Raw genomic sequence first — 12,800 nt, 5'->3', positions numbered from 1 at the left:
GAGGCACGGTGCAGGGGAGGCAGGGTGCAGGGGAGGCAGGGGAGGTACCGGCGGACCGGAGGCACCGACGCGCGCCAAGGGGCTGCCACCGCAGGGCTACAGATGCCGGTAGGGGGAGGCGGCGACGGTAAAACGGTAAAGGTGTCGGGGTGCTGCGAGTGGTGCGCGTGCTGCCGATACTGCTTGGTGGGCGAGGGAGTTACGGGGCCGCCTGCGGCTCCGGGAGAGTGCGGCCCGTCGGTGCCCGGTCGGGAGCGGGCGGGGCGGTGGGGGTGACCGTCAACGACAGCAGGGTCGCCGTGAGGGCACTCGCCCCCACCAGGCAGCTCGCGAGCTGACGACGGGCCCGGAGAGTGGCGGCCGGGATGGCGTGCGGTTTGCGATGTCTGGCCATGGCGCGGCAGGTCCTTGATGAGTTGGGGCCGAGTTTCGGGTCCGGGGTTCGGGTTCCGGGCTCGGGAGTCGGGTTCGGAGTTCGGAGTCGGGTTCGAGGCTCGGAGTCGGGCTCGGGATTCGGGGGTACTGAGTCGGGTCGTGGAGCCGGAGTCGCGACATCGGAGGTGCCGACACGGAGTGCGACGCCGGCAATCCGCGTCGGGATCCTGGGCGGGGCTTGCTGCGTTGGAGGTGCGACGGCGGGTTGGCGAACTCCGGCTCCTGGGCCTGTTTTTGGAGTGCGGGTGGGTGGGGGGCGGGGGCGGGGCGGGGGCGGGTAAGAGGCCAGGACAGCGGAAGCCGGCCCCGCTTCGCTCTCGTATCGCTCCCGCCTCGCTCTCGTATCGCTCCCGCATCTCCCCCGCCTCGCGACGTGCGCAGCTCAGCCGCCCCTCCGCGCCCGGCGGTTCGTCCTCATGGCGGGGTCGGGTCACTCCCACCGGTCTCTCCTCCCCCCTCCCGCGGCACCCCCCGCCGCGCCCCAGCGCCGCCCAAGGTCGCCCCCAATCCCCCGACCTACCACCCCTCCCCACCACCCCCCTCCAGCAGCACCCCGACCTCCCACCCAGCCGCGAATGTGCCGCAGTGCCGCCATCAGAAAGCAAAGTGCTCGGTGTGGATATGGGAGCCCGGGACCCCGGCTCGTTTCAGGGCGCCGGCTGCGGCGCTGGACATGCCGGGCGGGCCGCACAGGTAGACGTCGTGCTCGTCCAGATCGGGGACGAGCCGGCGCAGAGCGTGCGGGGCCAGCGGGTCGAAGGGGTCGTCGGAGGGGCCGAGGAGGTAGTGCAGGGCCGCGCCGCGCGAATCGGCGATGGCTTCCAGCTCCTCGCGCAGCACCAACTGGGCGGCGTCGCCGGCCCGGTAGAGGAGCGTGAGGTCACCGGGGTTGCCCGGCAGCGTCTCGAAGAGGGCCCGCAGCGGGGTGATGCCGACCCCGCCGGCGAGCAGCAGCACCTTGCGCCGGGTGCGGCGGTGGGCGGTCAGCGCACCGAACGGTCCGGTCGCCAACACCCGTACGCCGGGCCGTAGTCGGCGAATGCGGCGGGTGTGGTCGCCGCACGCCTTGACGGTGATCCGCAGTGTGTCGTCCCGCACCGGCGCGGAGAGGGAGAACGGCAGGGACGTACGCCAGAGCCGGCGGTGCAGGAACCGCCAGCGGAAGAACTGTCCGGGTTCGGCCCGCAGCGCGTCCAGGCCGAGGCCCTGCATGACGACGGAGACGACGCCCGGCCCCTCGGTGCGGACCTCGATGACGCGCAGGCTGTGCCGCAGTGCTTGCCGTACCGGGACGACCAAGCGGTACCAGACCAGCAGCACGCCGACGGTGCTGTGCAGCATCGTCCACAGCCAGGCCGCGAGCGGGCCACCGGCCAGGTCGGGCCCGGAGAGCTGGTGGGCGAAGGCGAGGCCGGCGCCCAGGTAGGTGAGCAGATGGAGGGCGCGCCAGGTCTCGTGGCGTACCCGGCGGCGCACAGCTCGGGCCGATGAGGCGCCGACGGCGGTCAGCAGGGCGGTGCCGGCGGCGGCCGCGGCCAGGCCGGGGTAGCGCATCAGGTCGAGGGTCGTGGTGAGGATGTCCGTACCGGTGTGGGCGGCGTAGCCGCAGAGCGCGAGGGCGGCGTGGGCGAAGCAGAGGCCGAGGACGTAGCGGCCGCCGAGAGCGTGCCATCGGGCCAGCCGGTCGGCGCCGACGCCGTGCTCGATGGCCGGTACGCGTGCCATCAGCAGCAGCATGGTCAGGATGCCGTAGCCCGCCAGCAGGCCGCTGAGGTGCGCGAGGGTGGCGAAGAGCGCGTCGAGCCGGAGCGAAGGCTCGGCCTGCACCAGCCAGAGCGTGACGGTGAGCGCCCCGCCGGCCGCCAGCCCGGTCACCAGGGCGCGCGGTGAGGTCCGTAGCGGGGGCGCGGGGGCCGGAGGTATGCGTGGGGCGCGGGTCGGCCGCGGCGGCACCGCCTGCGGGGTGATCCGCGAGTAGAGCGGGTGCGCGGGGAAGGAGCGGGTGGGGGTGTCGGCCGGGCTGGTCACAGCGTCGAAGCTACGGGCATGAGCGCGGCCGAAACAGCAGGTCAGCCCGTAATTCCCGTTCCTTAAGGCGCCCTTGAGGAACGGCTGATCGAGGGTTAAGGCAGACCGCCGGGAGTCGCGCGGCGGCGCGGAAGCGGGTCCGGGGTGGCGCGGGAAACGACTCCGGCGGGCGGCGTGGGACACGGGTCCGGGGCGGCGTGCGAAACGGATCACGGGGGCGGCGCAGGAAACGAGTCCGGGCGGCGCGGGGAAACGTGTCCAGCGCGGCGCGGGAAACAGGTCCGGGGGGCAGCGCAGGAAAACGGGCCCGGACCGCTGCTGGGGCGGAGGGGGCGGCTCAGCCCCGTACGCCCGCCCACGGGTCCACCGGGACCGCGCCCGCCGACCGGCCGCGGTCGTCCAGCACCCGCCCCATCAGTTTGGTCTGGCGGAGCACGATCGAACGGTCCTTGAGCCGGAGCTGCGGCAGCCGCTCGCCGAGCTGGGTCTCCAGTCGCTGGACGTCCTGGATGGTGTGCAGCCACACCGTGAAGAGCAGGTTCTGCGGCCCGGTCACCGACGCGCACAGCCGCACCTCGGGGAGGGTGAGCAGGACCCGCACGGCCTCCGCCAGCCGGTCGGCGGGAACGCCCGCCCAGAGCGTCGCCGACACCGGCCATTCGGTCAGCTCCCGGGCCACCTCGCAGCGCAGTGCCAGATCGTGGTCGGCGATCAGCCGGCCCACCCGGCGGCGGACCGTGGGAGCGCTCAGCCCGACGGCCCGGCCCAGCTCGATGGCGCTTCCCCGGCCGTTGCGGGACAGTTCCGGCAGCAGGGCCCGGTCCGGCCCGTCGAGCCCGCCCGCCCCCGTGCGGGGCGGTGGCGAGGTGAGCCGCAGCCGCTCGCTCTGCAGGGTGTTCAGGGCGCGCAGCCGCCATCGGCTGCCTTCCCCGTAGAGGCGGGTGCCGATGGAGGCGCGGGTGGCGGTGACGCCCGGCAGCGCGGCGATCCGGCGCAGCAGCAGCTCGGACAGCTCGCCGAGTCCGGGCACGAACACGGTGATCAAGAGGTCGCGGCCGCCCGCCATGTGCTCGATGGTGGCGACCTGCGGCAGCTCGACGAGGGTGTCGGCGACGGATTCCACGCTGCCTGCCCGGCAGTCGATCTCGACGAAGGCGATGCACAGCCGCTCGATGAGGCGGCGGCCCGGGTAGCCGGTCACCCAGGCGAGACCGGCGGTTTCCAGCCCCTTCCAGCGACGGGCGGCGGTGACGGGGTCGATACCGAGGACGGGGGCGAGGGTTTGCCAGGACGCGCGCGGGGCGATCTGCAAGGCGTGCACCAGCTGCGCGTCGAGACCCCCGATGACACCGGATTCCTGCATGACGTCCGTCCTGCTGAGGTTTTCCTGCGGCCCAAGGGTATTTCGTTTGCCCCGGTCGCGCCGCTGAGCAGCATGTCCTCCCATCCAGGCACCGCCGGAAACCGGGCGTTCCCCGGGCACCATCGGAAGAGGTTGGTTGGCGATGACTTCAGCGGTCTCAGGCAGCGCGGCGGACGACGCCCGCGGCGCGCGCCCCGGCACAAGAACCGGCACGGATGCGGGTACGGATACGGGTGCCGGCACGGGTACAGGTACAGGTACAGGTGCCGCGCCGGGTGCGGGAGCAGAGGCAGGAGCAGGCATCAGCACGGATACGGGCACGGGCAGGGGCACCGGCGTGGGCACCCACACCGGAGCAGGCCGCACGAACGGCCGCAAGGCGCTCCTCGCCGCCACCGTCGGCGGTGTCGTCGAATCCTTCGACTGGACGATCTACGCGGTCCTCGCGCCGTTCTTCGCCGCCCAGCTGTTCCCGGGCGACGATCCGGTCACCGCGCTGATCGGCGCGTATCTCGGCTTCGCCGTCGGGTTCGTCGTCCGGCCCTTCGGCTCGTACGTCATGGGCCGGCTCAGTGACGCGCGGGGCCGCCGCTTCGGGCTGACGCTGAGCATGACGATCATCTCGGCGGCGAGCGTACTGATCGCGGTGCTGCCCACGGCCGGCGTGATCGGGGTCGCCGCGCCCGTGCTGCTGGTGGTCCTGCGGCTGGTGCAGGGACTGTCGATGGGCGGTGAGAATCCCAGTGCCGCCGCGTACGTGACCGAGACCGCGCCGCGCGGGCTGCGCTTCCTCTACAGCTCGATCTCGTACTCCGGTGTCGTCATCGGCAACATCCTGTCGTTCGGCGTGCTGACGCTGCTGCTGGCCACGTTCGGCAAGGACGGGGTGACCGGTGGCGGCTGGCGGATCGGGTTCCTGGTGGCGGCGGCGCTCGGGCTGCTCGCGCTGTGGATCCGGCGCAGCGCCGAGGAGAGCGAGGAGTTCGCCGAGCAGGCCGCGGCCGGGCCCGGCACGGCCACCGACCGGCGCGCGCTCTACCGGGCGAGTGCGCGCAATATCGGCGCGGTGTTCCTCATCTCGGTCGGCGCGACCATCGGCTACTACTTCGGCACCACCTACCTCCCGCAGTACGCCGCCCAGTTGGGCGTCGCCTCGGACACCGAATCGGCGGCGACGATGCTGCTGCCGCTGCTCCTGCTGATCGCGGCGATGGTCGGCGTCGGCCGGCTCGCCGACCGGCTGGGTGCGCTGCGCACCCTGCGGGCGGGGCTGGGACTGCTGGCCCTGGCCACGGTGCCGCTGATGACGGCGCTGGCGCACCGCGCGCTGCCGATGTGGGCGGTCACGGTGGTCTATCTGGTGCTGATCGCGGCGCCCATCGGGCTGGCGAACGTGCTGTTCGCGCAGCTGTTCCCGGTGGCGGTACGGGTGGTGGCGATGGGGGTGCCGTTCACCATTGCCACCGGCCTCTTCGGTGGCACGTTCCCGCTGCTCGCGCAGGCGCTCGGCAAGGCCGGTCATCTGACGGTGGTGCCCTGGTGGGCCGCCGGCGCCGCGACCGTTTCCTTCCTCGGCACGTTCCTGATCCGCCGCCCGGCGGGCAGAACACGCGGGGAGGGCAAGGAAGCGCCGGAATCCCCCGACGCCGGAGCGGGCACCTCTCGGACGGACGACCCCGGGGTGGACACCCCTCGGGTGGGCACCGCCTGGACGGACACCACTCAGGCAGGCACCGCTCGGACGGACACCACCCAGGCGGACACCGCTCGGCCGGCCAACCCCGGCACGGCCGTTCCGGCTGCCGCCTCCTCCCTACCTCCGCGCAATCCATCCCACCTCTCCAAGGAGCTTTGATGAACCTGCGAGACGATGCCCGCGCCCTGTCCGACGACCTCGTACGGATGCGCCGCTCGCTGCACCGCATACCCGAGGTCGGACTCGAACTGCCGCGCACGCAGGAGGCGGTCCTCGCCGAACTGGACGGCCTTCCCCTGGAGATCGGCACGGGTGACGGGCTGAGTTCGGTGACAGCCGTGCTGCGCGGCGGGCAGCCGGGCCCGACCGTGCTGCTGCGCGGCGACATGGACGCGCTGCCGGTCGCCGAACGCACCGGTCTGGACTTCGCCGCCGACACCGGCCGGATGCACGCCTGCGGCCATGACCTGCACACCACGATGCTGGCCGGCGCCGCCAAACTCCTCTCGGCGCACCGCGAACGGCTGGCCGGCGATGTGCTGTTCATGTTCCAGCCCGGCGAGGAGGGCTTCGACGGGGCACGCCACATGATCGCCGAGGGGCTGCTGGACGCGGCCGGGCAGCGCCCCGATGCCGCGTACGCGATCCATGTGATGTCCGCGGGCCTGCCGAGCGGCGTCTTCGGCACCCGCGGCGGCCCCGCGCTCGCCGCGTCGAACGTGCTGCGGGTGACCGTACGGGGCGAGGGCGGGCACGGTTCGATGCCGCACCGCGCGAAGGACCCCATCCAGGCCGCGTGTGCGATGGTCAGCGCCCTGCAGACATGGATCACCCGGACGTTCGACGTCTTCGACCCGGTGATCCTCTCGGTGGGCACCTTCCACGCCGGCACCAAGCAGAACGTCATCCCGGAGACCGCGGTCTTCGAGGCCACCGTCCGCAGCTTCTCGCCTGCGGCGCAGTCCCGGGTCAAGGACGGCACGGTGGAGGTGTGCCGGGGCATCGCGGCGGCGTACGGAGTGGGCGTGGAAGCGGACTTCGCCGAGCTGTACCCGGTGACCATCAACGACCACGCGGAGGCGGACTTTGTCGCGGATGTCGTCCGCGATGCCATGGGCGAGGAACGGTACGAGCCACTGGCGCAGCCGCTGCACGGTTCCGAGGACTTCTCCCGCGTACTGGCCGAGATCCCCGGCGCCATGCTGACGCTGGGCGCCCCGCCCGCCGGCGCGGACCCCGAGCGCAGCCCCAACAACCATTCGCCGCTGGCCGAGTTCGACGACGCCGTACTGGCCGATGGCGCCGCGGTGTACGCGGAACTGGCGGCGAGGCGACTCACGGCGGCCGGCGTCGGTGGCGTGGGCGCGATGGCGTAGGCGGGTGGCCTGAGCGCGGTGGCCTGAGCGCGGTGGCGTAGGGGCCGTGGCGTAGGGGCGGTGGCGTAGGGGCGGTGGCGTAGGCGCACCGCCTCCCGGCCGGTGAGTGGTGGCCTGCTCGCCGGAACTGCCAGCGGCAAGGCGGTTCCGGCGGGCGGCCACTGCCGGCGGCCATGGATGGCAGCCACGGACAGCGACCTTGGGGGCGGCCTTGGAGGACGGCCTTGGAGGGCCGCCTTGGATGTCAGTTGGCGCCACGCCCCGGTCGGTTGCCGCCCGCGTGCGCACACGGGCGGCGTCCCCTCGGCACGCGGCGTCGGCACACGGGCTGGGTCACGTCGGCACACGGGCTGCGTCACTTCGGCACTCGGCCTGCGTCATGTCAGCACTTGGTCGGCACCCTCGTCCGGCCTGTGCCTTAGAAAGTTCTTAGACCTGGTGACTATTCACATCACCATGGAATCCACGATGGCAGCCGGGGCCGTGCCCGGCAGTTCACCGGCAGGCCGCCACCGCCCCCGCCCGGCCACACGGGTGCTCGCCGCCTCCCTCGCCCTGACTGCCACCACACTCGGGGTCGCCGGATGCGACAGCGCCTCGGCCGGGACCACGCTGCGGGGCAACCGGCTCGAACTCCCCGTGACCGGCGGCACGGCCGTGGTCGACACCCACTCGCTCGCGGTGACCGCGCGGACCGGCGACGGCCAGAAACTGGTGCTGTCGGGACCCGCAGCCGGCGGGCTCGGCAAGCCGGGACGCGTGACCCGTACCGCCGACGGGGCCCGCTGGAGCTACCCCGCCAAACAACTGACCGTGAGCGCCCATTCGGAAGACGGCCGACTGCGTTTCGCGATCCGCGCGGACCGCAAGCAATCCGTCAACTGGCCGGTCACCGGCACCGATCCGGCCGCGTCAAGCCTCCAGCTCCCACGCGGCGAGGGCCTGGACATCCCCGTACGTGACCCCTTCTGGAACTCCGGGAAGAACGGCCTCGCAGGGAGCACGGTCGATGTAGGCGCCGACCTGACACTCCCCCTGTGGGGCTACCGCACGACGGGCGACAGGGCGGCCGGCAGCCCGGCTACCGGCAGCAAAGCCACCTCAGCCAGCAGCTCCAACTCCAGCTCGGAGCCAGGGCCCGGGGGCGAACCCGGGTCCAGGTCCGGGTCAGGGTCAGGGTCCGGGTCCGGTGGTTCCCGTCACGGCGTCAGCTACCTCACCCCCACCGGCCTGGGCACCTCTCTCCATTTCGTGTCCACCGGCGGACGACTCCGCACCACGGCCACCCACGCCTTCGACGCCGGCGAGGGCACCCGTGACTACTCCGTCTCCTTCGCCCTCACCGACGGCAACCCGGTCGCCCCGGCAGCCGACTACCGCTCCTATCTCTCCGAACACGGCCAACTCGGCAGCCTGCGCGAAAAGATCAGGAAGAACCCCGCCAACGGCAAGCTGCTCGGCGCCTTCCACGCGTACCTCTGGGGCGACGCACGCACCGCCGCAGGCGTCGGCAAACTGAAACAACTCGGCATCGACCGGATGTGGCTCGGCTACGACTCCGGCCCCGGCCCGATGGGCGCCGCGGCCGTGAAGACCGCCAAGCGCGCGGGCTATCTCGTCGGCCCGTACGACTCCTTCGCCAACGGCCAGGACCCCAAAACGTCCGACAGTCCCACCTCGACCTGGCCGGGCCGCGTCTACCCCGATTTCTGCGTACGGAAGGCGGACGGCACACCGGAAGCCGGTTTCCATGACCGCGGCTGCTACCTCAGCTCGCGCGCCTTCGAGAAGGCGGAACCGCAACACCACTACCTCGCCGACCGCACCCGCTCCATGGTCGCCAACGGGGCGGACAGCTACTTCCTCGACGTCGATGCGACCGGCGAGCTGTTCCGGGACCACTCCGCAGGCCACGAGATGACCAAGGCCGGCGACCGCAAGAGCAGGCTCGCCCGTATGCAGCGGCTGTCCCAGCACCTCGTGCTCGGCTCGGAAACCGCCCAGCCCTGGGCCAACGAGGTACTCGCCTTCAACCACGGCGCCGGCACCCCCGTCGCCGACGACCTGTGGAAGCTGGAACGCGACAAGCCCAACTGGGGCGGCTACTACCCGGAGAAGGCCCCGAAGATCTTCTTCAAGCCGGTGCAGCTCCCCGCTGACGTCGCGACCGCGATGTACGACCCGAAGTACCGCGTCCCCCTCTACGAGACCGCGCTGCACAGCTCGCTGGTCAATGCGGAACGCTGGGAGCTGCCCTTCGACAAGCTGCCGGAGCAGAAAACGGCGCGCGCCCTGCTCGCCATGCTCTACAACACTCCCCTCAATTACGTTCTCGACGGCCCCACACTGGCCAAGAACGGACCCGAACTCGCCTCCCTCCAGGGCTACTTCTCTCCTCTGCACCGTGCCGCAGGCACCGAGAAGATGACCTCCTTCCGATGGCTGACCGCCGACCGCAGCGTCCAGCGCACGGTCTTCGGCGACGGCACCCTGACCGTCACCGCCAATTTCGGCGCCAAGCCCCACGACGGCCTCCCGGGCGGCTGCGTCGACGCGAAGCTGCATACCGACACCAAGCCCCGCCGCCTCTGCCCGACCCAGGCGAACGGCTAGCAGGCACCGGGAAGCGGGCGGATGGCACCGGGCGGCGGACGACGGACGACGGGCAGCCAGCGCCTGCACACGCCGGGCAGCGAGGGATAGCCGGGTGAGGCGGCCGGCCGGACCGGGCGAGTGCAGCCCGGCCGTTCGGCAGCCGCCGGCCGCCCGGCAGTCCCGCGGCAAGGCGGCTATGCGGCACGGCGATCCGGCAGTTCCCGCGGCCCGCTGGTCCGGCGACCCGGCCGTTTTCGCGCCCCCCTGGCCCGGCGGGCGCCCTGAGCCCGGTTGGCCAGTTGTGCCCGGCGGGCCCGGTGGCCCGTCGGGCCCCTCGGGCCGGATGCGGATCCACACAGTTCCGCACGAGGATCCCTCATCCACCAGGGTCCCCTCATGCACCAGGATCCCCTCATGCGCCAGGGTCCCCTTATGAGGGATGCGCATAAGGGCTCCCCCCATAAGGGCTCCCCTAAGTGCTCCCATAAGGACTCCGCTGACTACACCATCCGCTGTCCCCCGGTCTCCAGATAGCGCAGCACGGCCAGGACCCGGCGGTGGCCCGTGTCGGAGGGCGGGAGGTCGAGCTTGCCGAAGATGTTCGCGATGTGCTTCTCGACCGCCCGCTCCGAGACCGACAAGGACGCCGCGATGGACTGGTTGGTGCGCCCCTGCGCCATCAGCGACAACACCTCGCGCTCGCGCGGGGTGAGGGAGTCCAGTGCCCGCGCCCGCCGGCTCGCCCCGAACATCTGGGAGACCACATCCGGGTCCAGCGCGGTGCCACCGGCCGCGACCCGCTCCAACGCGTCCACGAACTCGCCGATGTCCACCACCCGTTCCTTGAGCAGATAGCCGACCCCGGCGAACCCGTCGCCGAAGAGCCGATCGGCGTACTTCGTCTCCACATACTGGGAGAAGATCAGCACGCCGGTGCCTGGATGCTCCCTGCGCAGCGTGACGGCTGCCCGCAATCCCTCGTCGGTGTGGCCGGGCGGCAGCCGGATATCGACCACCGCGGCATCCGGGCGGTGTTCCGCCACGGAGGCGAGCAGCGCCTCGGCATCCTCGACGGCCGCGGCGACCTCCACCCCGCGCAGCTCCAGAAGTTGGACGAGTCCATCGCGCAGGATCGCGGAGTCCTCGGCAATCACGACACGCATGGCATGGCCCCTGTCTCGTCTCTACTCATGTGGTGGGTAGGGGAGTCGGACGGCGACCACCGTAGGCCCTCCTACGGGGCTGTCGCAGGTCAGCGTGCCATCGACGGTACGGATCCGGGCGAGCAGTCCGGTGAGACCACTCCCCGCACCGATCTCCGCGCCGCCTCGTCCGTCATCCCACACGGACAGCCACAGCGCATCGTCCGCACAGTCGTCGCCGGCAGTCCACGCACCCCGGCCGCCGCCACCGCTGCCGGTCGCGCCTCCGTCACCCTTGCCGCCTCGGTCACGGGCCTCGCCCCCGCCCCCCTCCCCCAGCCCTGCCTGCCCCACCACCTCTGCCGTCCCTCCCTCCCCCTCCCTCCCCGCCCTCCCGCCTCTCCCTGCCTTCTCCCTCTCGGCGTTCTCCTGCTCCGCCTTCTCCCTCTCGGCGTTCTCCTTCGCCTTCGCCCGTGCTCTGTTGGCCCGCTTCCCCCTGTCCGTGACCACGTCGATGGTCGCGCGGGAGGCCCCGCTGTGTTTGACCACGTTCGCGAGCAACTCGGCGGCGCAGAAGTACGCGATCGTCTCCAGAGCCGGGGACGGGCGCCGGCCGATCTCCGTGCCGACCATGACGGGCAGTGGGGCATCGGCGGCGAGGGTGGCCAGTGCGGTGTTCAATCCCTGGTCCAGGACGGGTGGATGAATGCCGCGGACCAGATCCCGGAGATCGGCGACTGCCTGCTTGGCGTTGCCCTGTGCGGTCTCGACCACGGCCAGCAGCCGGTCCTGCTCGGCTCCCTTGGTGATCAGCTCCCGGATCAGCGTGAGATGCATGCCGAGTCCGACGAGCCGGGCCTGGGTGCCGTCGTGCAGATCGCGCTCGATACGGCGAAGCGTGGCGGCGGCGTCATCGACGGCTTGTGCGCGGGTCACCTCCAAGGTTCGTATACGTGTGGCCGCGGCATTCGGCCCGAGCAGGCCGCGGAGCAGCAACAGGTGCGGTACGCCCGCCTTGCGCATCAGCCACGGGGCGAGCGTCAGGAGCAGCACCCCGGCGACCACCACCACGATCCAGCGTGGCCAACTGTCGAACTGCACATCGGCTATCTGAAGCGAGACCCGCCGCACGGAGCCGTCGCGGTCATGAAGAGTCAGGAAGTTCCAGTGCTTGAGGACGGGGTGCAGGAACAGGAGCAGGCCATAGACATACGCGACGACGGCAGCGGCCAGCGGCAGGACCGCGGTCAGCGGTGCGAACAGCGCACAGGCGACGGCGCGCCAGCCGGCCCGGTCGCCGAGCACCGCCCGACGCCAGCCGAACGCGCCCGGCCCTCTCCGCCGCGCAGCCGGCTCGATGCGCACTCCCAACAGGGCACGTGCCAGGGCCCGTTGGAGGTCCCCCAGGAGGAGCGCGCCCCGTACGGTCAATGCGATCAGCCACGGCCCGAGCGTCGTCCACGACAGCACCGCGCCCAGCGCCAGCCCCGCAGGCACCAGCACCAGGCCGAGGACGGCCAGCGGCAACACCAGCAGCGCGTGCAGCAACGCGGCGAGGCTGCGCGGGCCGAAGGGCGCGGTGGGACCAGCGGCGAGGGGCGAGGACAAGATGCGGGTGCGGAGCGTGTGCGGACGCTGCGGCGAGCGGGCCATGCGGGTCAATTTAGGGCGGCCTCCCGGTCGGATGGGCGGGTAAGGGGGATGAGGTCCCTGACGTGGGTTCGGCGCGTGCGGTTCCTGGCGTGGGTTCGGCGCGTGATGTGCCTGGGTGATGTCCATGAGGTGATTTCCGTGCGATCAGTTCCGTGAGACGTCTGCGGGCGGCTCCGGCTCGCCGGGTCTCCATGGCTGTTCTCCTTGCTCGATGCGTCTCCACGGCTGTTCGCCTCGCTCGATGCGTCTCCACGGCTGTTCGCCTCGCTCGGTGTGGCTCCATGCTCGCGTCCTTTCATGAACCCCTTGGCTCCGCACGTCTCTCAGCGGCTCTCCCTGGGATCTCGGTTGCCCTCGGATGCCCTCGGTCGCCCTCCGTCGCCTCGGCTGCTCTCCGTCCTCTCGGCTGCTCTCCGTCTCCTCGGTCGCTCTCCGTCGCCTCGGTCGCTCTCGGTGACTTAAGAATCTCGGCTGCGCGCCCGCGCCGCGAGGGTGCCAGTACGGAAATCGGG

8 protein-coding genes are annotated in these 12,800 nt (G+C 71.8%); 3 read left to right on the top strand and 5 right to left on the bottom strand.

Annotation, left to right across the window (positions count from 1 at the left end; translation table 11 throughout):
- Positions 1-199: 199 nt before the first annotated feature.
- The 3 genes from ACIRQ7_RS14020 to ACIRQ7_RS14010 form a co-directional block, all read right to left on the bottom strand.
- A complete protein-coding gene (locus ACIRQ7_RS14020; RefSeq protein ID WP_401471787.1) occupies positions 200-394 on the bottom strand; it encodes a hypothetical protein in 195 nt (64 codons plus the stop codon).
- Between the two features lie 635 nt (positions 395-1,029).
- Positions 1,030-2,463: a ferric reductase-like transmembrane domain-containing protein gene (locus ACIRQ7_RS14015; protein WP_404262430.1), complete on the bottom strand. Its 1,434-nt coding sequence runs from the start codon at positions 2,461-2,463 to the stop codon at positions 1,030-1,032.
- A gap of 337 nt (positions 2,464-2,800) precedes the next feature.
- The gene (locus tag ACIRQ7_RS14010; RefSeq protein WP_404262429.1) at positions 2,801-3,826 is read right to left on the bottom strand and encodes an Lrp/AsnC family transcriptional regulator; all 1,026 of its coding nucleotides are present in this window, start codon (positions 3,824-3,826) and stop codon (positions 2,801-2,803) included.
- Between the two features lie 337 nt (positions 3,827-4,163).
- Between ACIRQ7_RS14010 and ACIRQ7_RS14005 the strand changes: the two genes are divergently transcribed.
- From ACIRQ7_RS14005 to ACIRQ7_RS13995, 3 genes are all read left to right on the top strand, one after another.
- Positions 4,164-5,681, top strand: coding sequence for an MFS transporter (locus ACIRQ7_RS14005; protein ID WP_404262428.1), 1,518 nt, complete (start codon positions 4,164-4,166; stop codon positions 5,679-5,681).
- Positions 5,681-6,898, top strand: coding sequence for a M20 family metallopeptidase (locus ACIRQ7_RS14000; protein ID WP_404262426.1), 1,218 nt, complete (start codon positions 5,681-5,683; stop codon positions 6,896-6,898). The genes ACIRQ7_RS14005 and ACIRQ7_RS14000 overlap by 1 nt, the downstream gene beginning before the upstream one ends.
- A 468-nt stretch (positions 6,899-7,366) precedes the next feature.
- Positions 7,367-9,511 carry a glycoside hydrolase gene (locus ACIRQ7_RS13995; protein ID WP_404263131.1) on the top strand — a complete coding sequence of 715 codons (2,145 nt, stop codon included), beginning with the start codon at positions 7,367-7,369 and terminating at the stop codon, positions 9,509-9,511.
- Between the two features lie 482 nt (positions 9,512-9,993).
- Here ACIRQ7_RS13995 and ACIRQ7_RS13990 read toward each other — a convergent pair whose 3' ends face one another.
- Positions 9,994-10,656, bottom strand: a complete 663-nt coding sequence (locus ACIRQ7_RS13990; protein WP_404262425.1) for a LuxR C-terminal-related transcriptional regulator — start codon at positions 10,654-10,656, stop codon at positions 9,994-9,996.
- 21 nt (positions 10,657-10,677) lie between these two features.
- Positions 10,678-12,288, bottom strand: a complete 1,611-nt coding sequence (locus ACIRQ7_RS13985; RefSeq protein WP_404262424.1) for a sensor histidine kinase — start codon at positions 12,286-12,288, stop codon at positions 10,678-10,680.
- Positions 12,289-12,800: the final 512 nt, after the last annotated feature.

It is taken from the genome of Streptomyces sp. NPDC101393 (genome assembly GCF_044767385.1).
Classification (GTDB): Bacteria; Actinomycetota; Actinomycetes; order Streptomycetales; family Streptomycetaceae; genus Streptomyces.
Note: the sequence above shows the minus strand (reverse complement) of the source record. Positions and strands in the feature narration are given on the sequence as shown.

Excerpts from the sequence above, each read along its gene's own strand:
- ACIRQ7_RS14010 (WP_404262429.1), bottom strand. The coding sequence starts at position 3,826 with ATGCAGGAATCCGGTGTCATCGGGGGTCTCGACGCGCAGCTGGTGCAC.
- ACIRQ7_RS14020 (WP_401471787.1), bottom strand. The coding sequence starts at position 394 with ATGGCCAGACATCGCAAACCGCACGCCATCCCGGCCGCCACTCTCCGG.
- ACIRQ7_RS13985 (WP_404262424.1), bottom strand. The coding sequence starts at position 12,288 with ATGGCCCGCTCGCCGCAGCGTCCGCACACGCTCCGCACCCGCATCTTG.
- ACIRQ7_RS13995 (WP_404263131.1), top strand. The coding sequence starts at position 7,367 with ATGGCAGCCGGGGCCGTGCCCGGCAGTTCACCGGCAGGCCGCCACCGC.
- ACIRQ7_RS13990 (WP_404262425.1), bottom strand. The coding sequence starts at position 10,656 with ATGCGTGTCGTGATTGCCGAGGACTCCGCGATCCTGCGCGATGGACTC.
- ACIRQ7_RS14000 (WP_404262426.1), top strand. The coding sequence starts at position 5,681 with ATGAACCTGCGAGACGATGCCCGCGCCCTGTCCGACGACCTCGTACGG.